Genomic DNA, 21,736 nt, shown 5'->3' with positions numbered 1-21,736 from the left:
CCACAGGTCCAGGGTCGGCTCGGCCGGCTTCACTTCGCCCTCGCAATCTGCGTCAGGATGGATTGGTAGGTGGCCGCAAAGCCCTCGATCGTGCCCTGATCGAACAAAGAGGTGGCATAGATGATGGTTCCCGCCAGTGACTCACCCGCATCGTTCACGACCAAGCCGAGATCGAACTTGGACATGACGTCCGACTCGTTCTCGGACGAGTGTCCGTCCGGGGTGTGGGTCCGCAGCAGCGAGGCAGCACGGGACTCTTCCTCGGTTTTCCGGTCAGCTTCCCTTTCTGCAAACGAGTTGACGTCGAACCAGATCTGGAAGAGCGGATGGCGCGAAGGGTCCGCGGGCAGTTTCAGCTCGGCGACGAGTCGCTCGAAGGGCAGTTCCTGGTGCTCTTGAGCCTCGACCACGCGCGCACCGACTTTTCTGATCAGCGCCTCCACTTCGTCTTCGGCATCGATGTCGAAGTCAAGTGCGAGCGAGTTGATGAAGCAGCCGATGAGTTCGTGCGTCTGGCGGTGCGTCCGGTTGGCGACGGGGACGCCGACGAGCAGGTCGGAACGACCGGTGTACGCCTGGAGCGTCAGGAAGTAGGCGGAGAGCAGCACGCTAAACAGTCCGGCTTCGGTCTTCCGCGCCAGTCGCCGCACCGCCAACGACGTCTGCGGGTCGAGCTCGAACATCACTCGATGACCGCGGTGGTCCATCCTGGGTGGGCGGGGCCGGTCAGTGGGCAGATCAAGCCGCCGCCGTCCTTGCAGCCGTCCCTTCCAGTGGCCGAGCAACTCGGTGAGGCGCGCACCATCGATGCGCTCACGTTCCCAGGCGGCATAGTCCTTGTACTGGATGGACGGCTCGGACAGCTCCACCGCTCCTTCGTACAGCCGCTCGAGCTCTTCCAGCAACAGGTCGGCGGACCACCCGTCGAACGCGATGTGGTGGACGAGTATGCCGACGAACGTGCGGTGTCGTGCGCCCTCGCCCGCCTGCTGCTGGTAGAAGGTGACGCGCAGAGGTGCCTCGTTCGCCAAGTCGAATGCGTAAGCACCTTCCGCACCGAAGCGTGTGGCCAGGTCGTCCTCGTCCGTCACCGTAAGGTGCCGGATGTCGAGCGGTGCCGTCTCGGGGGTGAGCACCGCTTGGTACAGGTCGCCGTCGGGCCGCTGACGAATGACCGTTCGCAGCGCCTCATGGCGCCGGCTCACTTCGCGGAAGCATCGCTCGAGCACGCTTGTGTCGACGTCTGGCACGACCTCGTAGCACAAGTGGATGTTGTACGCGGTTGTTCCGTTCTCGTACCGGTTGAGGAACCAGTGGCGTTCTTGCGCGAACGACACCACCTGCTCGGACTCCGAATCCACCGCGAGACGCGGAATGGCCGCCGTCCCAGCTGACGTCAATGTCAGGCAGTCGACCAAGCCCGCGACGGAGCGGTGCCGGAAGACGGACGCGATGTTGACTTCGGTGCCGAGTTCAGTGCTCAGCCGGCTCGCCAACTTGATCGAAAGGATGCTGTTGCCACCCAGTTGGAAGAAGTCGTCGTGCACGCTGATCTGTTCGGAATCGGCATCCAGTACCTCGGCCAGCACCCGGCGAGCCACCGCTTCGCGGTCGTTGCGCGGTGCGACCAGCTCACGGGCGGAACTGAGCTGTGGCGCGGGCAGGGAGGCGGTATCGAGCTTTCCGCTGATCTTGCGTGGAAGTGCGTCGACCTGGACCAGGGCTGCGGGGACCATGTAGGTCGGCAGCTTCGCCTGCAGCTGCTCGAACAGCGTGTCAGGAGCAGTTCCGGAGTCAGCCACGTAGTAGCCGACCAGATGACTCTGCTCACCGTCGGCGCCGGCCTTTCGGACGACGACGGCACACTGGCGCACCCCCGAGACCTTGGACATGACGGCCTCGATCTCCCCCAACTCGATCCGGTGGCCGCGGATCTTGACCTGGAAGTCATTGCGCCCGACGAAACGCAGGGTGTGGTTCGGTGCCCAGCGAACGAGGTCTCCGCTCCTGTACAATCGTGCGTTCGACTCCGCGTCGCGACCAGTGGCGAAAGGATTGGCGATGAACTTGCGAGCCGTCAGGTCCGGGAGGTTGAGGAGCTCCGCCGCGAGGCCCGCGCCGCCGATGTGCAACTCCCCGACCGCTCCCATCGGCAGCAGCCGCTGCTGGGCGTCGAGGACGTATCCTGCGACGTCCGGAATCAGCGAGCCGATGTCAGTCGAACCCTGGTCCGCTTCGCCGTAGATCTTGTAACAGGTGAAGACCGTCGTCTCCGTGGTGCCGTATCCCATGGCCAGCTGCGGACGGTCGTAGCCGTACTGCTCGAACCACCCCGCCAGCAGCGAAACGTTCAGCGGTTCGCCTCCGAAGAACACGTACCTCAGGTCGTCCACACGGTGGCGATCGTCCTTGCCAAGGGCGACGTTGACGAATTGATAGAACGCGGTTGGAGTCTGGCAGAGCATGGTGACGCGCTCCTTGCGGCACAGCGCGTAGTATTCCTCCGGGTCACGCGTCTGCTCGAACGTCGGCACCACGAGTCGGCCGCCGTACAGAAAGGCGCCCCACATTTCCCACACCGTGAAATCGAATACGTAGTTGTGGAAGAGAGTCCACACGTCGTCCTCGCGGATGTGGTAGATCCCCTCAAGCGCGGTGAACAGACGCGCGACGTTGGCGTGAGTCTGCGGCACGCCCTTCGGATTGCCCGTGGTGCCTGAGGTGTAGAGGATGTACGCGAGGTCACCCGGTGCGGCCTCAGTCTCCGGGTCCGTCTCCGGCATTGTGCGGAGTGTTTCTTGCGCACACGGATCATCGACTGCGATGACCTCGATGTTCTCCAGCCGCACATCGTGTTGTCCGGCTTGGGCCAGAATTCGGGTGAAACGCTCGACGTATCGACGCTGCGTGAGGACCGTACGTGTTCCCGCGTCGGCGAGCATGAAGCCGATGCGATCGTCGGGATAGGCCGGGTCGACCGGCAGGTAGCCGCCGCCCGCCTTGAGCGTGGCCAGGATCGAGACGACGACGTCCACTCCACGATCCAGGCAGAGCATGACGACCGTGTTCGGCGCGCACTCGGTGCTGCGGATGAGGTGATGAGCGAGCTGGTTGGCCTCCGTGTTGAGATTCCCGTACGTGAGCCGGCGCTCTTGTCCCACCAGAGCGACGCGATCGGGTGAGCGCCGGGCGTGCGTCTCCACCGATCGGTGCAAGAGCGTCCCCGAATCGAACTGGCGCCGGGGGGCGCTCCACTGCTCCGCCATCTCACGGTGCCGCTCTGCGTCCAGGTACACCAGATCAGAGATCGCGGTGTCCTGCTGCTCGGACTCGGTTCCGGCCAGATCGGCGAATTGACGGAGGATGGTGAGGAACGTCCGGCCGAAACTGTCGGCAGTCGCGCGGTCGAAGAGGCTCGTCGCGTAGTTAATGTCGACCTGGAGGGATTCCAGCGAGTCATCGATCAACGTACCCAGATCGAATCTGGCAGCTGTGTAAAGCTCCGTGGTCTCCGGAGCCGTGCGCAGGATCGGCTGCGAAGATCCGTCAGTGTCCCGTACCGGCGCGCCAAAACTCTGGACGCCGAAGGTGACCTGAAAGATCGGGTGCTGACTGACATCCCGCTCGACGTCGAGCAGCTCGAGCAATTGCTCGAACGGAAGCTCCTGGTGGCGGAGTGCGTCCAGCACCCCGCGAGCCGTGTCCCGGACGTAGTCCACGATCCGTGCTCGACCGTCGATGCGCGAGCGGAGGGGCAGCGTGTTGACGAAGAAGCCCACCAGGCCCGCCAGCTGGGGGTGGTCCCGGTTGGCTATCGGCGTGCCGACGACGATGTCGTCCTGACCGCTGAAGCAGCGCAAGGTGAGGAAGTGGGCGCTCAGCAGCAGACTGTACAGGCTGACACGCAGTTCCTCAGCAAGCTGCCGCAGCTTCCGCGATGTCTCCGCCCCGACCTCGAAGCGGGTGTTGGCTCCTTGATACTCCTTGCTGTCCGGGCGCGGCCGGTCCGGCACGAGAGCGAGGTTCTGATAGTCGTCGAGCTCCTGTTCCCAGAACGTCCGGAGCCGCTCGAGTCGCCGGCCGGTCAAGTAGGACCGCTGCCACACGGCGAAGTCCCGATACCGTAGCTGCGGTGCGGGCAGGCCCAGGAACGGATCGGTGTCGGGCACGGCGTGTGCGACGAGGTCGTACGCCACGACCAGGTCCTGTAGCAGCACGTCGATCGACCAGCCGTCGAACGCGGCGTGGTGGATGATGAACACCAGGCTGCGACCGACGCCCGGGATCTCGTAGAGGCGCACACGCAGGGGGCCCTCACCGGCAAGGTCGAAAACGCGCTCCAGATCACGACGGATCTCCGCACGCATCGCACCGCGGTCCGGCACGGACACCGCGTCGAACACGAACGGCGCTTCTTCCTCACCCAGAACGCACTGGTACGCAGCACCGTCCTTCGTCTGCCGCAACACGGTGCGCAGCACGTCGTGCCGGGCGACCACACCTCTGACGGCGGCTTCCAGCGTCCGGGTATCCACGGCGTCGGCGACGTCGAAGACGAACGGCAGGTTGTAGGCGCTGGTGCCGCCTTCGAAACGCTCGATGAACCACAGGCGCTCCTGGGCGAAGGACAGCTTCTGGTCCTCGGTCCGGGCGAAGGTCGCGACGGGGATGGCTACCCGGTCGCTGTGGAACGCGTCAAGATCGTCGACGAACTCACGAACCGTGCGGTGCGACAGGAGGTACGCCGGCGACGTCGACAGGCCCAGCTCACGCTCGGCGGCCGAGACCAGCTTGATGCTGAGGAGGCTCGTCCCACCGAGCTGAAAGAAGTCGTCGTCGATACCGACGTCGACCGGGTCCAGGCCGAGCACCCGCGCCACCAGTGCACACAGGTCGGCATCGGTACCGGACCGCGGCGGCACGTGTGCGCGGGCACCGCCGGCGCTCGGCCGGGGCAGTGCCGCACGATCGATCTTGCCGTTGATCGTCAGCGGCATGTTCCCGAGGCGGATGAACCTGCCCGGCACCATGTATCCGGGCAGTGAGCGCCGCAGATGCTCGTCGAGTTCTGCCGAGGAGTCCTCTCCGTCACCCACGTAGTAGCAGACCAGGGTCGGGGCTCCGAGCTCCAGGACGAGCACCACGCACTGTCGCACCGCCGGGTGGGCAGCGAGCGTGCCTTCGACCTCGCCCAGCTCGATCCGGTGTCCGCTGACCTTGACCTGGTCGTCGTTGCGTCCGATGAACTCCAACACGCCGGACGGCAGCAACCGGACGAGGTCCCCGGTGCGGTAGAGCCGGGTGGACCGTGCGTCACCGAGCGGAACGTCGGCGAAGCGTTCGGCGGTCAGCTCCTCCTTGTTGAGATAGCCGCGCGCCTGCCCGTCACCGCCGATGCAGAGTTCGCCGACCGCACCTACCGGCAGGTGCCGAAGCGCGCTGTCGAGGACGTGTACCGACTCCCCGGCGAGCGGCGTGCCGATGCTCACCGGGAGCCCCTGCAAACCATCGGCATGCCGGTACAGGCACGACGTGGACCAGATCGTCGTCTCCGTCGGCCCGTACACATTGACGAGGTCTATGGAACGCGCAAGCACCCGTTCGATCTGTTGCTTCGGCAGCCGCTCACCGCCCACCAGCAGCAACAGGTCATCCGGCACGTTGACCAGACGGTCGAGGATCACGCCGCAGACGCTCGGGGTCATCTGAACGAAATCGAGACCGGTGCAATCGAGCCTCATGGGAAGGTCCGGAGGCAGTGCGACGCTCCCACCGGTCGACAGCGGCAGGCCGAATTCCAGGCCGAAGATGTCAAAGACGTGGTTGGTGAGGCTGAGCGTGCTCACCGTCTCAAGACCAGCGAAATGACGGACCTTCATGGCCTCGATCGTCTGGGCGAAGGCCCGGTGCTCGATCATTACGCCCTTGGGGGCGCCCGTGGTTCCAGAGGTGTAGAGCACGTACATCAGCGCGTCCACCGGCGCATACGACTCGGGAGCGTCCGGGCTCGCCGCCGCCAGAGCGCTTCGGGTCTCCGGAGCGTCGAGGGCGAGCACGGTCGCGGGCCGGCCCGGTCCGCTCACCGCCCGAAGCCGGTCGTGGTGCTGACCGGTCGTGACGACCAGTCCGCTGCCCGTGTCCCGCATGATGTAGGAGAGACGTTCGTCCGGGTAGACCGGATCCGTCAGCACGTACGCAGCCCGGGCCTTGAGCACCGCCAGGATACTGACGATGAGCTCCGGCCCCTTGTCGAGGCAGAGCACGACGAGGTCTTGCGGCTGAACACCGCACGTGTCGGTGAGCAGGTCGGCCAGACGGTTGGCCTGCTCGTCCAGCGCGGCGTAGCTGAGGGTGGTCCCCTCGAAGACGACGGCGTCGCGGTCCGGGTATCCGCGTACCTGCTCCTCGAAGGCCTCCACAAACGTGCGGGCCTTCGGGAGTCGCTCGGTGGCGGGGTTCAGCACGGCGTCCAGCTCACCGCGCCGCGCCTCGGAGAGCAGGTCGACCTCTCGCCACGGGCGCTCTCCGTCGGCGAGCAACTCGTCCAGAAGGTGTCGCTGCATGTCGAGCATGTCCGCCATGTATCGGGCGTCGAACAACTCGGCCGCGTACACCAGGCGGAACTGGATGCTCCCGGAGTTCTCGGACACAATCACGGACAGCGGATAGTCCAACTTCTCGTAGTCCGCGCCCATGCGCGCTCCGAGTCGCGACTGCCAGCCGTCTGAACTGATCTTGGGCCAGTTCTCGTAGATGAAGAGCGTGTCAAACAGACGGTCGGCACCGCCGTGCAGGTCAGTCAGGTTGACCGTGCTGTGTGCGTTCAGCTCGTTGAGCCGCCGCTGCACCTCCCGGACTCCTTCGCGGACCGACTCCTCGCCGGTGCCGTGCGAAACGATGAGCGGCAGGGTGTTGATGAACAGGCCGACACTGGACTCGATGTCGTTGACCGGGATGCTCCGGCCCGACAGCACGCTGCCCGTGATCGTCCGTGTCGCCCCCGTGTAGCAGGCGAGAGTCTTATGCCACGCATACTGCATCAGCGCACTGAGAGTGACGGTGGAGTCCCGGGTGAACCGTTGCAGCATCGCCAACTGCTCGCCCGAGACCGTGAAACTCAGCTCTCGCATGTCCTGAACGCGGCGGGCCGCGCCGATGCTCAGTCCACTCTCACGCGCTTCCGGCCGGAGCAGCCCTTCCAGGTCCATACGCTCGTCATAGGAGGCAAGGTGATGCCGCCAGAACTCCGCGTGATCGTCACGGTGTTCCTGTAGGTGCTTCTGCCCGGCCGAGAAACTGCGATCAGGCGTCGTGTCGAGGGGCGCGCCGGCGAGGAGACGTTCGTACAACTCGTGAACCCGCCGCAGCAGAAGCGTATTGCTCCACCCGTCCAGGATCGAGTGGTGGTGGCTGAAGATGCAGAAGAACTCTGCCGGTCCCTGTTTGACGAGGTAGATCCGGAACAGAGGGCCGGAGCCGAGGTCGTAGGGCTCGCTGCGGTCCTGCCGGCGAAGGCCGCGCACCGCGGCCTCCGCCTCGTCGACCGACGCCTCCGAGAGGTCGACGTAACACCAGCGGAGTGCAGCCTCCGCATCGATGATCTGGACCACTTCCTCCTTCCAGCCGAAGCGCAAGCGCAGCGCGGGGAACTCGCGTTGCGCCCGAATCCACGCCTCCCGCATGGTGTCACCGTCGATCGGCGCGGCGTAGTCCCAGGTCATCTGCACCGTGTAGGCGTCGTCGTTCCGGCCGTGCGTGACGTTCTGATAGACGAACCCCTGCTGGAGGCTGTTCGCCAGGTAGACGCCCTGGATTTCTCGTTCAGCCTGGAGTTCGTCAAGGTAGTCGGCCGAGACGACTTGATCGACGTCCGAGGGGGTGAGATGGATGCTCGGGCTCGCGGACAGTTCCGCGGTGAGTTCGACCAAGCCCTGCTCGTACTGCCGGGCCAGGCGGTCGCCGACGTCCTGACCGAGCTTGTGCGCGATGGTGAGGGTGAAATAGCCGTCGGTGACCCAGCCGTTGATCCTCATGATGATGTTGTCGTGGTTGTCCGGATGCTCGGGTTCTCCGAAGGGCTCACGCGTCAACCGCCAACGTGCGCCGTCCGCCGTCGCGTGTTCGGCGTCCAGTCGCCCGAGGTAGTTGAAGTTGATCCGGGGTAGCCGGCTGTCGTGATAGCCGTACAGGGCACCGTAGCCGATGCCCTTCGCCGGAACGTCGCGCAAGGTCTCCTTGGTTTCACGTAGCGTCGCCAGTTGGTCGGTGCCCGTCCGAAGGCGGACCGGGAACATGGTGGTGAACCAGCCCACGGCCCGGCCCATGTCCAGTCCCGGATCTATTTCCTCCCGGCCGTGGCCTTCGAGGATGACGTGATTGACCGCCTCACCGGTCAAGTCCGTCAGGGCGTGGGCGAACGCGGCCAGCAGGACGTCGTTGATCTGCGTGCGATAGGACCGGTGGCAGTGCAACAGACGCTTGGTGTCGTCTCGATCGAGAGTCAGCCGGGACACCGTCATGGTGTCTTCGCTCTGGACGAGACGCTCCAGCGCCGCGGCTCCGGTCCTCTCGTAATCGGACTGGACCTCGGACCAGTAGCGGTCTTCCGAGGGATGCTGAGACGCGTACTGCCGCACTGCCGTGGTCCACTGCTGATAGGTGCTCCCCACGGGCGGAAGGCTCCACCCGTGGTACAGCGCCTCAAGGTCTTCCGCGAGAATCCGCCAGCTCATCGCGTCGACGATCAAGTGGTGGCAGGCGATGAACACGCGGGCGCTTCCGTCGACCAGTCCGTCCAGATAGCCGATCCGGTAAACGGGGCCGGCGTCCAGGTCGAAATCTGCCTGCCATTCGGTGAGCTGAGCGTGGAGATCCTGAATTTCGTCAACCGAGCACGTTACGAGTTCTGTCGGCTCGTGGTCCTCCGTATAGCACTGGACGACCTCGCCTGCGTCATTGTGCCGGTATCGCATACGAAATGCGTCGTGCCTCCTGCCGAGCTCCCGCACGCACTCCCGTAGCCGATCCACGTCCAGCTGGGGAGTAGCAATCAGGAACGCCTGGTTCCAGTGGTTCGGGCGGGCGAACTCGCTACGGAAGAACCACTCCTGGATGGGAAGCAACGGAACTTCTCCGTCGATCCGGTCCGTCTGAACGCCGTCGCCGTCGCCGTCGCCGTCGCCGTCGCCGTCGGCGGGACTCTGGAGCTCAGCAAGCTGATCGGCCAAGAACTTGCAGAACTGTTCCACTGTCGGGCGGGCCATCAAGTCCTGGACCGGAAGGTGGATGCCGAAGCGCCGGCGGAGCCGGCCTAGCAGTTGGATGGCGACAATGCTGTCGCCTCCCAGGAGGAAGAAGTCGTCCCGGACTCCCACCCTGTCGATGCCGAGCACCTGCTTCCAGATCTCGGCGGTGGCCTCCTCGAGTTCGTTGCGCGGGGCAGCGTACTCGTCGCCCATGTCCAGGCGGCGGCCGTCAGGAACGGGCAAGGACTTGCGATCGACCTTGCCGTTCAGCGTCAACGGCAGTGACTCCAGGGCCACGAAGGCCGACGGCACCATGTAATCGGGCAGCCGGTCCTTCAGATACGACTGCAGTTGCGCCGTCGTCGGCGTCGCGGCTCCCGCCACCACCACGTACGCGACCAGCCGCTTGTCTCCGGGGGACTCGTCCCGCGCCACCACGACACATGAGTCGACGGAGTGATGGGCACCGAGCGTGGCCTCGATCTCGCCCAGCTCGATCCGGAAGCCCCGCACCTTCACCTGGTCGTCGACCCGGCCGATGAACTCCAGGGTGCCATCGGGCAGCCACCGCACCACATCGCCGGTCCGGTAGACCCGGTCCTTTGGATCACCGGAGAACGGATGGGGAACGAACCGCTCTGCGGTCAGCTCCGGCCGATTCAGGTACCCCCTGGCCACAGACCCGCCGCCTATCCACAGCTCGCCCGCCACCCCCACTGGTACCGGGCGGCCGAACAGGTCCATCACGAACACCTGGGTGTTGGCGACCGGCCGGCCGATGGGGACCGGGGAAGTCGGTCCATGGATCTCGGCCATTGTTGCCGTGACGGTGGCTTCACTGGGGCCGTAGGCGTTGAAGACCGGCGTGCTGCTGTGCTCGAACCACCTCTCGAGGAGGCCGGGCGGCACGGCCTCACCCGCGAATATCAGCTTGCGGAGGGTGCTCTGGGCCAGTTGAGGGGTGCGTGAGGGGCTCAGCAATTGCCCCCAGACCGACGCCGGCGCCTCCAGGAGAGTGACACCGTCGCGCAGGATGGAAGCGACTACGGCCTCGGGCTCGAAGTCCCTTCCTCGCAGTACGAGCGACGCACCGGCCATCAACGCCGGGAAGATCTGCTCGACCGAGCTGTCGAAGGATATCGAGGCGAACTGCAGAACCCGGTCGCTCGGGGTCAGCCCGTAGCGTTGGCGCATTTCCCACATCCGGCACATCAGGTTGCTGTGCTCGATCTGCACGCCCTTGGGAATACCCGTGGAGCCGGACGTGTAAATGATGTAGGCCAGGTCGTCGGGGCCGGCCGAGGGAACAGGGTCGGTGCTCGGACAGGCGGTGATGGCAGCGCCATCGGCGTCCATCAGCACCAGGGCGCAGGCCCCGTCAGTGGAGAAGCGGCCCTCCAGACGAGTCTGGGTGATCACCACAGGGGCTGCGGTGTCCTCGATCATGAACGCCAGTCTCTCGGCAGGGTAGGCCGGATCCATCGGTACATAGCCGCCACCGGCCTTGAGGACGCCCAGCATCCCGACAATCATTTCCGGGCCACGCTCCACGCAGATGCCGACGAGAACCCCGGGCCCCACTCCGATATCACGCAGGTGGTGCGCCAGCTGGTTGGCCCTCTCGTTCAGCTCACGGTAAGAAAGGCTCACACCGTCGTACATCACGGCCACTGAGTCCGGTGACGCTGCGGCCTGCTGCTCGATCAGTTGGTGAACGCGCCGGTCGCGGGGGTAGTCCGCGGCAGTGTCGTTCCACTCCTCCAGGATCTGCCGACGTTCTGCTCGGGTCAGCATGTCCAACTGGCTCAGCCGCGCCTTGGGGTTGGCCACCACACCGGCTAGCAGAGTCCGGAAATGCTCCGCCATCCCCTCCACCGTGACAGCCTCGAACAGGTCCGTGCTGTACTCCAGCCCGACGCGGAATTCGCCGGCCCGCTCTCGAACCGTCATCGCCAGATCGAAACGGGGAAGCTTCGCCCCGGCCGCCGCGGCACTCATGTCCGTGCCGGAGGGCACATCCTCGTCGGTGATGGCGTCCTGCGGTGCGATCCACACCTGGAACAGCGGAATCCGTGCCGGATCCCGCGTCGGAATCAGCTCCTCGGCCAGGCGCTCGAGGGGAAGGTCCTGGTGAGGGCCGGCCGTCAGGATGCCCTCCCTCGTCTGCCGGATCAGTTCGCTGACGGCAGGATCGCCCGACAAATCACCGTGGAGAACGCGGGTGTTCGCGCCCTCGGCTGGTCTGTCGCCCTCCGAGCGGGTCTCCCCGGAGACCGACGTGCCGACCGCGATTCCTTCCTGGCCGCTGTACTTGGCCAGCAGCACCTGGAATACGGACAGCAGCACCACGGACAGCGTGGCGCTTTCGCGTTCGGCCATGTCCCGGAGGTCGTCTGCGAGTTCAGCCTCCAACGTAAGGCCCACTGATCCGTACGACTCCGAGCGCAGTACCGGTCGGGGACGGTCGGTCGGCAGCTCCAACGGCATCGCTCCCGACAACTGCTCACGCCAGAAACCCAGTTGCCGACCGAACTCGGAGACCTGGTCAGACACGATTGGATCCTAACTATCAATACGGTGTCACCATGACACAGGGCGATTTACTTCACGCATGGGCGCCGCTTTCCGGCCTCACGGCTTTTGCATCACTGGGCGCCATTCAGGAGCTGGACACGCTGCAGAGAGAACACCGGCCGAGACAACCACCTACGTCGAGGAGGTCCACAGCGCATGATCTGTACACGCAAGCGGTTCAGGAACCCTGCCTTGCGGGAGTGAGGCGGACCGGCAGCGCTTGCGGACCATTCACGACAATGGAGGACAGAAGAGTCGGCTCCTCAGCCTGCTCGATCCTGTCGAAGCGTGCAGCCAACTCGCCATATAGGATTTGTAGTTCAGCACGCGCCAGTATGCCGCCTATGCAGAAGTGCTCTCCCGTCCCGAGGGCGAGATGACGATTCGGCGTGCGCTGAATATCGAACGTGTCAGCCGAAGCGAAGACGTCTTCGTCCCGATTGGCAGAGGGCATCCAGAGCACCACGCGCTCCCCCTCGCCGAGGGTGCGTTCCCCAATCGTCACCGGCGCTCGCGTCGTCCGGAGAAGGTGCGTCGGAGTAGTGGTCCATCGCAGCACTTCCTCGACCGCGCCAGGGAGCAAATCCGGATTGCTCCGAAGGGCTTGCCACTGCGCTGGCTCCTTGAGGAACTGCAGGAATCCAGCGGAGGCCGCAATGCGCACGTTCTCCGTGCCGCCAATAAATATGTTGTCAGAGTTGACGAGCAATTCGCTCTCGGTGAGACGCCGGCCGTCGACTTCGGCGGCCCCGAGGACGCTGATGATGTCTTCTCCAGGAACCCGGCGCTTTTCATCGACAAGTTCGAGGAGGTACTCCATGAGCTGCACATGAGACGAACGCCGCTCACCCGGATCCTCCGAGCAGAATGCTCGAATGGTTATCCCGAACAGATATTCGCGATCACTGTCAGGAACCCCCATCATTCGACATATCACATAGAGAGGAAGTCGAGCGGCGACATCGTTTACGAACTCGACCGTTTCCCGCTCGGCAGCCTCGGCAATCAAGCCTTGCGCTATTTCGCGTATAGTCGGTTTCAGCTGCCGAACTGCCCGCTCGGAGAACCAGGATTTTACAACCGCCCGAAGCTGACGATGGCGTGGAGGGTCCGTCAGAGCGAGGGTGCGCCCCCCGCCCGGATCTCGTCCATGACTGGCCGGACGGAGTAGAATTCCTTGTGCAGAACTGAACACTTCTGGATTTCCCAGCACGGACACGATATCGTGGTACTTGGTTAGGGCCCAGAATCCAGGCATTCCCCGCGAAGGCTCATGCCAGTACACGGGACTGTTGTGGCGCAGCCAACGCCATACCGCGTGCGGGTCACCCACTGAGTACAGTAGCGGGTCGACGAGATCAACATGGGGGGCACGGCTTTTCTCGGCGGCAGGTGGTAGCGGATTCGTCATCTTCTGAGGCCTCTGTCAGAGTGAGGGAGATTGCATCGACGGTCAGGCTTCCAGGCGAGGGAAGTAGGATTTCAGGCTGCCTGTGCGCCGGACGTCCACCGTGCAACAGTGGAAGCTCCCGCCAAATGGGTACACGTTCGCGAACGGTATGGCGATCACCCGGAAGCCAAAAGACTTGAGGAATTCGATCATCGGCTTCTCCCTCTCTTCGCAGATGATCGTGTCCTCGTTCACGTTGAAGATATTCATAGATATCCATTTGCTGACTTCCACCGTGCGCATGTAGCCGGCCCTGGCGGAAGGCGGTGCCATGACCACCTTCCAGTCGTTCTCCTCAAGGAGTTTGACCGTGTTGTCGACCGGCGGCCGGTCTGGGTTCAGCATCATGAGCCCGCGGCGCAACGGCACCATCGTGGCGTCGATGTGCTGCGGATGAGCGTCAGCGAACCGGACACGGTGCAGCCGGTACTCCGGGCCGAGATGACGAGCCAGCCACCGAGCACCGAAATCGTTCGTCACAATGTCGGGCTGGTAGAAGATGTCCCGTCCGCACCGAGCGAAGCTGGCAGCGTCGAAGCAGGGTTCCGCGTCGCTCAGAGACGGGTTGGTATCGGCGTCGAAGCCGCCACCGTCCGCTGAGAAATCGCCGACGTACATGCGGTCGGCCATGCTGGGCTTCGGCGCGGCTACCCAGCGGGCTCCGGCCTCGAAGTACTCGGCCACAAGCTTGCGGTACGGCAGGTACTCGAAGAACCTGCTGCGCATGGCCATAGAAGCTTCGATGATCTCGTCCCCCACCACGAGCAGGACATCCCGCGGGCATGTGCTTGAATTCTGGCTACGCACCTGGAAGTCAGGCGTGCGCACCTCGGTGTAGAAATCCATCGGCTCAGGCCGGCGGACGACAACGCCCTCCTGCCTGAGCACCTCCGCCAGTGTGTCCAGCTGCTCCTGAGCTGCTTTCAGCTCCTGACCACTGCGGCGTGCGGCGTCGAACCCATGGTCGGAAGGGTCGGGGAAGTAGGGCCGCAGGGCAGGCTCGAACCCCGGTCGCGCGCCGTGGCCCACACTGCCCACGATCACTTCTTCCAAGGGGTCCCAGCCGTTATGGGAGTTGACGAGGGAGAGCATGCTGGGCATGACAGTGCCTCCGATAGATCGTGATCAGGAGATGCGTGCGGCTGGCGCGATCCAGAACAAGCTCCAGAGGACTTACCTGGGTGTCCTGGGTGCGCTGCGGCGTGTCCGGGCGGCAGAAGTGGACTGAAGTGTGGAGGGCTTCGCAGCGACACCGATCTCTGCTCCAGAGCAGGCTCACCGGTCGTGTACCGCGATTTCCAGCGCCTGTGTGTGCGGCCGTACGGGGTGGCGGTCAAACCGCTGCGGCATCGAAGTACGTGTTGCGTTCGACCACCTCGAGGCCGGAGAACCTCCAGAAGTCAGCAAAACGCACGGCTAGCACTTCCCCGCTATGTGAGGTGCCGCGGAAAGTACCGCGCACGGCTACCGTGTCGGCGTCCTCTACGATCGACTCCAGGTCGTGACGGCCAGTGGAAATCACTCGGTCATCAGAGTAGAACGCACTGATCTCGGTCAGGCCGATGAACGGGTCATATCCCGGACGACGGTAGACTCCATCCGAGGCGAAGCAGGCCAGAGCCGCTTCGATGTCATCCTGATCTATGTAGCGGTAGTAGTCGCCGACCAAAGCCGACAGCCGGCCGGACCTGTCTCCCGCCGCATCCGTCAAGTCCATGCGACCACAGTCCTGTCGTCGGTGAACCCAAGGATCCCGGAGAGCGTCACCCGCTGCGCGTCGGGGTCCCGGACCGGCTCGACAGCGTGCACATGGCCGGCGTTGAACAGATAGATGTCGCCCGGCCGCACGTCGAGGTGCGCTTTGTCGATGTCGGCCAGCCACTCGGTGGCGTACGGCGAACCGGTGTAGCGGACTCCGAGCCGGTCCCGAGTGGTCTCGTCCGGGCGCAAGTTCCACACCGTCAGCCGACCGTCCGTGCCGTTGTCCAGACAGATGTTCAGCCCCACGATGTGGTGCGCGGTCACCTGCTGTATCTCAAAGCCCAGCTGCCTCGAGTCCTCGCACTGTCCGCGGTCCTCGTGCGGTTCGAGTGCGAACTCCCGTTGCCCGAGCCAGGAGCGGAAGATTCCGATGCCGGCCTCCCGGCCTTCGTGCCGGGCGGGGCGGAACCCGACATCGCTCAGGGCGAGCTCCCGCTCCAGCCCTCGGTAGAAGGAACGCAGCGGGTCGTTCGGCACGTCCAGAGCGGCCCGCAAATCCGCCTCGACCATGTCCACTTGATCGAGGTAGCCGTCGATCGTCTTGGCGTAATGGTATGCGCCAAGGTACTCGCCGGGTGCGTCCACTCCGCGGGTGCGGCGCCCGGGACTGGTCAGGAAGTTGGCGATCAGCGCGCGGCGGGTCTCATCCGGCACCACTCCTCGGAACACCGCACCAAGGCGCCGCCCACGGAGTACGTCCACGGCCAGAGAGGGCGACACTGATTCACATTCGGCGAAACGGAAGTACTCCGCCGAGCCCTCCCATCCCGTCACTCCCGGATGTCGAGAACTCTCCGGCAACCGCAGAGCAGCATCAGAAGAGGCGTAATTCGACGCCAAAGTTCCCCCACTGACTAAAGAAAGACTTGCCTGGCTGCGAGAAGCTGACTTCGCATGTCAGGTTTCATTTATGCATCACGAACCGACTAGATTGAGCTAAACCGTAAGTTGAGGCTGAAGCACTGTCAAGACTTGTCGATCATTCTCACTTTGGTGCAGGCTAGCCGTGGACGGAAGGCTGCTGAGATACGACAAAAGAACCTGCAAGGGGGATAATAAGGACATTGGGGATAGTCGCGGGACGGTCACTTTGCACCATTCCGCGCGAATGTGGCCCTGGTCAGCCCCTTTCGGTATCACGGCGAGATATTCCGGTCACTCGCGACATCTCCGAGGTGTCACGCGTACGCCGCGGGCCCGACCTCCATGGATGGACGCGACACCCCCGCTGAGATTTCTTTGCCGAATGGCTGAAATTCGCCACTCGTCCAACCTGACAAAAGGGATACCCGTGATCATCTGCGGTATAAAGGCATCGCATGACGGTGCGGTTGCAGTCATTGAGGATGGTCGTCTCCGGTTCAGTATCGAGGCGGAAAAAATTGATAACGGCGTCCGCTACAGCTCGCTAGAGGATCTGGGGCGAGTGTCCGACATCCTGGCCCGCGAGGGGTTGTCGCCATCCGATGTGGACCAGTTCGTGATTGACGGCTGGTACACGACCGGCGCAGACGGAAATCACGCCCTCACCTTTAGAAACGGCGACTCGCCGACAGAGCTCGCTGTCGCGCCTTACGTGGAATCTCCGGGCGACGAAGGGCCACTGCAGCGGCGCTGTTTCAACAGCGACGCCTTCACCCACGGCCGTGGTTACGCCAGCTTCAATCACGTGACCAACCACATCCTCGGCGCCTACTGCTCAAGTCCCTTCGCCGCACGTGGCGAGGACTCCCTGGCCCTGGTGTGGGACGGAGGCATCGTGCCGCGGCTCTACCAAGTGCGGGCCGCCGTAGGGGAGGTAACGCTGGTCTCCGCTCTGCTGCCGATCACCGGCAACACCTTCGCGGACTTCTGCGCGCAGTTCGGCCCGTACGCGGCCGACCTCGACGGTCTGACACCGGACGAGGCGATTCGCCGTCACCTGTCCATCGCGGGCAAGGCCATGGCCTACTCCGCACTGGGCAAGCCGGAGCCGGAGGCGTTCTCGCTCTTCGACGACCTCATCGCCGGCTTCCCCAGCGTCGACACGGAGAACGCCGAGGCCATGGGGGCGAAGATCGCTGCGAACCGGGACAACCTCATGCCAGGCATGTCCGATGCGGACATCATCGCCACGTTCCAGGACTACCTCGGCAGGCGCCTGCTGGACCGGCTTGCCGCAGTCGTGAAGCGGAGGTTTCCCGGTCAGCGCACCAACCTGGTGCTCGGCGGCGGTTGTGCGCTCAATATCAAGTGGAATACGTTGATACGCGCCAGTGGGCTCTTCCAGGACGTGTTCGCGCCGCCGTTTCCGAACGACGCCGGGGCGGCGATCGGCACGGCGGTGTGCGAGTCGTTCCACCGTGGGAACCTCGCACTGGATTGGGACGTGTACAGCGGGCCGAAACTGGTCGACAGCCGGCTGCCCGACGGCTGGCAGGCCCAGCCCTACGACGAACGACAACTGGCGCAGCTGCTGCACACCGAGGGCGAGCCAGTCGTAGTCCTTTCGGACCGCGCCGAGTTGGGCCCTCGTGCCCTGGGCAATCGCAGCATCCTGGCTCCCGCTACCGATCCCGGCATGAAAACGCGGCTCAACGCGATCAAGGGGCGGGCCGACTACCGGCCGGTGGCCCCGATCTGTCTTGAGAGTCGGGCGCCCGAGGTGTTCACCCCGGGCAGTCCTGACCCGTACATGCTCTTCGAGCACCGTATGCGGCCCACGTGGGCAAATCGCGTTCCGGCCATCGTCCACCTGGACGGCACGGCCAGGCTGCAGACCATCGATGAGCGCGCTCCCTCCGCCATCGCCCGCATCCTCGCCTCGTACGAGGAGATCAGCGGTGTTCCCGTGCTGTGCAACACCAGCGCGAACTTCGAGGGGCGCGGCTTCTTCCCCGACGTGGCATCAGCGGCGCGGTGGGGAAGGACACGCTACATCTGGTCTGAAGGTGTGCTGTACACCAATCCGGATTCCCGATGATGGGCGTTGAGAGACCGAAGTGGATCAGATGTCGATCTACGGCGAGCCACAACGGAAAGGCAGAACCGCATGGACCGTACAGTCTCGCCAGGTGGTAGCGAGCACACGAACCCGAAAGCGGGTTCCGATCGTCACCGCACCGCTGCCGGTGGCCCCGGCACGCACACGACGGCTCCCGTCACGGACGCGTCGGAGCTCTCTCCGTCCGACGGCGAGCCAACGGTCGCGCCCCCGGCGTCCGCCCGAGAGTTGCTCTTGCGGGTACTACGCCGCAATGGCCGCGCTCTGGCGGGTTCCTTCTTCCTGCTTTCGGTCTGGCAACTGTCCGAGGCTCTGGTCCCTGTGGTCGTCGGCGGCTTCATCGATCACGCCGTCGTATCGGGCGACGTGGACGCTTTCCTCACATGGGGAGCGCTCCTGACCCTGGTGTTCGCATCACTCATGTTCACCTACCGTTACGGGGCGCTGATCGCCTACCGGATCGATCAAGTCGAAGCCAACAGGCTCCGCACCGAGATCGCCCGCCACGTCCTCCGCCCGCTCGGTGCGCGCACAGACAGACTTCCCGGTGCGACCCTCTCTCTGGCCACGGCTGACGCCGACGGTGTAGGCACGCTGTCCCAGTCGGCCGGGAACACCTGTGCCTCGGCAGTGGCCGTGGTGGTGAGCGCCGTCGTACTGCTGCAGATCGACATCACGATCGGGCTGACCGTGCTGCTCGGAGTGCCGTTCGTCCTGCTCATCTCGCAGCTGATCACCCCGGTGATCGCCCGCCGCAGTCGTGAGCAGCGTAGTCAAATCGCCGCCATCAGCGCCGAGTCCGCGGACCTGGTGACCGGGCTGCGGGTCCTCAAGGGCATTGGAGCCGAAGACGAGGCAGCCGCGCGGTACCGGAAGCGGAGCCAGGTCGCCAAATCCGCCGGGATCCGGGTAGCCGAGTCCCAGGCGCTCATGACGGCCACGACTACCGTGCTCAGTGGTCTCTTCTTGGCCGGCGTCACCTTCCTCGCCGGAAAGCGCGCGCTGGAACACTCCATCACGGTCGGTCAACTGATCGCGATCGTCGGTCTCACGTTGTTCATCGCGGTACCCGTTCAGACCCTCGGCCAGGTCGGCGCCTTGGCAGCGGACGGCTACGCCTCGGCGACCCGCATAGTCGAGTTCTTGCACTCGCCGCCCCTGCTGACCTCCGGAACAGCTCAGCCGTTGCCCACGGACCGTGAACTCTCACTGGACAAACTGACCACGGGCGCGCTGCACGATTTCTCCCTCGCCTCGCGCCCCGGTGAGCTGCTCGCCCTCGCGATCGACGACCCGAGCGCGACGAGAACTCTGGTGCAGTTGCTGAACTGCGAGATCTCCGCCGAGGACGGCTCTGGCGAAGTCCGGCTTGGCCAAGCCTCAATCAGGGAGCTGAGCATTCCAGCGCGCCGACAGAACCTGCTGGTGAATTCCCATCAGAGCGACCTGCTCCACGGAACGCTGCGCAGCAATCTCGACCCGGACGGCCGCCACGAGGACAGCTACATCCTACGAATCCTGGGCGCTGCGGCAGCACTTGACATCGTAGGACTCCACGAGGACGGCATCGATCAGCCCGTGGCGGCGAAGGGCAGTAGCTACTCCGGTGGGCAGCGACAACGGATCGCGCTCGCCCGGGCACTCGCGGCCGATCCCCCAATCCTCGTGCTGGACAACCCCACGACCGGAGTGGACGCAGTGACCGAGCAACAGATCGCCCTCGGCATCAGGGCGTTGCGACACGCCTCCGGCTCACGCACGACGTGGGTGGTGACCAGCAGTCCCGCACTGCTGGCCCAGGCGGATCGAGTGGTGTACGTGGAGGACGGACGCGTAGTCGCGACGGGGACGCACCGACAACTCCTCGGACGTCCGAAGTACGAGGAGCTGGTGCTGCGATGAGCCGAGAAGTCGATCTCCTGCCGATCGCCACCGCCCGGCAGACGTACTCATTCGTCCGTGCCATGCTGGCCGCCAACTGGCGTGCCACGGCCGTCATGGCCCTGATGTTTGTCCTTGCGGGCGGCGCCGGGCTCGTCGCTCCCTGGGTACTCGGCGAGATCGCCGATGACGTCGGAAACGGCCGGAACGCAGTGCTGTCCGCCGCCCTGTTCATCGCAGGTGCCGCGCTCGCGAGTGGGCTGTTCGGCGGCATAGCCGTGGTGAAGCTGGCACGTGTCGGCGAACCCGCGTTGGCCGCACTGCGGGAGCAGGTCCTCAGCAAGGCTTTGGACCTCCCGGCCGCCCGGATCGAGCGTTCCACCACTGGTGATCTGCTCTCACGGCTCTCCGACGACGTACGAACGGTGTCGGACGGGCTGAAGGGCGTCGTCCCGGTCATCGCGAACGCGGCCGTCACGGTGGTGTTCACGACCGGCGGTGTCCTCGCCCTTGACTGGCGCCTCGGATTGGCCATGCTCTCGGCCGCGCCGGTGTTCGTATTGAGCCTGCGCTGGTACCTCCCCCGCTCCCGACCGCTCTACCGCGAGCAGCGTGTCGCTCAGGGAGAGCGTGCCGAGGCGTTGCTCACGGGTGTGCACGGTGCGCCCACGGCCCGAGCGTTCGGACTCGGACCCTCGCTGTTGGGCAAGATCGACGAGACTTCGCGCCGATCCGCAGACGTGTCGACCTCCGTCTACCGGATCTCTCTTCGGTTCCTGAACCGCAACAACCTGGCCGAGTTCACGGGCCTGGCCGTGGTGTTGAGCGTCGGCTTTCTGGTGATGGACAGCAATGCCACGACTGTCGGAGCCGTCACTGCCGCCTCTCTCTATTTCCTCCGGCTGTTCGGTCCGATCGGCGGGATCCTGTTCACCTTCGATCGCTTTCAGTCGATGGGCGCCGCCCTGTCCCGGCTCGTCGGCATCGCCGCACTGACGCCCTCGATCGAACCGGAGGCGGACGCTGTTTCGGCAAGGGGCGAGATCGCTCTCCTCGGAGTTGGCCACGAGTACGAGGCCGGCAAGCCGATCCTGCACGACGTCAACCTGCAGATCGCCGCCGGCGAGCGGGTCGCCCTCGTCGGTGCGACCGGGGCGGGCAAGACCACCCTTGGTGCGATCGTCGCCGGGACGCTCCGGCCCAGCAAGGGCACCGTCACGGTCGACGGCGTGCTGCGTGACCCCTCCCTGTCCGCGGCCCACACCGGGATGTTTCTGGTGGCCCAGGACTCCCATGCCTTCGCCGGGACCGTCCGGGACTTCCTGACGCTCGCGAAGCCCGACAGCACCGACGAGGCCATCCAGCAAGCGCTGGTCACCACCCTCGCGGATCGGTGGGTCGCCGCACTCCCCGAGGGGGTGGACACGGTCATAGGCGACACCGGCCACCAGCTGACGCCTGATCAGTTGCAACATCTCGCGCTGGCACGCATCACACTCGGCGATCCATGGTTCGTCGTGATGGACGAGGCCACGGCGGAAGCCGGCTCGACCGGTGCCCGTGTCCTCGACAGGGCAGCGGAAGAGGCGATGCGCGGCCGTACCGCCCTCGTCGTGGCTCATCGGCTCACGCAGGCCAGGCCGGCCGACCGGATCGTCGTCATGCACGAGGGAGTCTTGATCGAAGAGGGGACCCACGATCAGCTGCTGGCCCTGGATGGCCGCTACGCAGAACTCTGGCTGGCGTGGAGCGGGAGCCACGCGTGACGGGACGTCGAGCAGCCCGCCGCTCCCAGGCCAGTGACCTCACCGGAAAACCCATACCGGACCGGCAAGGCGGAGA

Annotated in this window: 8 protein-coding genes; 3 read left to right on the top strand and 5 right to left on the bottom strand. The window is 64.8% G+C overall.

Annotated elements, in window-relative coordinates; genetic code table 11:
• Nucleotides 1–29: 29 nt before the first annotated feature.
• From ACZ4SA_RS19655 to ACZ4SA_RS19635, 5 genes are all read right to left on the bottom strand, one after another.
• Nucleotides 30–11,798 (bottom strand): amino acid adenylation domain-containing protein, encoded by an 11,769-nt coding sequence (locus ACZ4SA_RS19655; protein ID WP_468276015.1) that lies wholly within the window; start codon nt 11,796–11,798, stop codon nt 30–32.
• Between the two features lie 199 nt (nt 11,799–11,997).
• On the bottom strand, nt 11,998–13,038 hold the full coding sequence (locus ACZ4SA_RS19650; RefSeq protein ID WP_468276012.1) for a cytochrome P450: 1,041 nt from the start codon (nt 13,036–13,038) through the stop codon (nt 11,998–12,000).
• A 234-nt stretch (nt 13,039–13,272) separates the two neighbouring features.
• Nucleotides 13,273–14,370, bottom strand: coding sequence for a glycine amidinotransferase (locus ACZ4SA_RS19645; protein WP_468276010.1), 1,098 nt, complete (start codon nt 14,368–14,370; stop codon nt 13,273–13,275).
• Between the two features lie 232 nt (nt 14,371–14,602).
• Nucleotides 14,603–14,986, bottom strand: a complete 384-nt coding sequence (locus tag ACZ4SA_RS19640) for a nuclear transport factor 2 family protein (protein WP_468276008.1) — start codon at nt 14,984–14,986, stop codon at nt 14,603–14,605.
• Entirely contained in the window at nt 14,977–15,684 is a 708-nt protein-coding gene (locus tag ACZ4SA_RS19635) for a 2OG-Fe(II)-dependent halogenase WelO5 family protein (protein ID WP_468276006.1), read from the bottom strand. The genes ACZ4SA_RS19640 and ACZ4SA_RS19635 overlap by 10 nt, the downstream gene beginning before the upstream one ends.
• Before the next feature lie 592 nt (nt 15,685–16,276).
• Here ACZ4SA_RS19635 and ACZ4SA_RS19630 point away from each other — a divergent pair.
• The 3 genes from ACZ4SA_RS19630 to ACZ4SA_RS19620 all read left to right on the top strand — a co-directional run bounded on the left by ACZ4SA_RS19630 (nt 16,277) and on the right by ACZ4SA_RS19620 (nt 21,660).
• Entirely contained in the window at nt 16,277–17,992 is a 1,716-nt protein-coding gene (locus ACZ4SA_RS19630; RefSeq protein ID WP_468276003.1) for a carbamoyltransferase N-terminal domain-containing protein, read from the top strand.
• A 255-nt stretch (nt 17,993–18,247) separates the two neighbouring features.
• A complete protein-coding gene (locus tag ACZ4SA_RS19625) occupies nt 18,248–19,915 on the top strand; it encodes an ABC transporter transmembrane domain-containing protein (RefSeq protein ID WP_468276000.1) in 1,668 nt (555 codons plus the stop codon).
• On the top strand, nt 19,912–21,660 hold the full coding sequence (locus ACZ4SA_RS19620; RefSeq protein ID WP_468275997.1) for an ABC transporter ATP-binding protein: 1,749 nt from the start codon (nt 19,912–19,914) through the stop codon (nt 21,658–21,660). Before ACZ4SA_RS19625 ends, ACZ4SA_RS19620 begins: the two co-directional genes overlap by 4 nt.
• The last annotated feature ends 76 nt before the right edge of the window (nt 21,661–21,736 follow it).

The organism is Streptomyces sp. NPDC027962, assembly GCF_055566095.1.
This window is presented reverse-complemented; position numbering and strand designations above follow the sequence as displayed.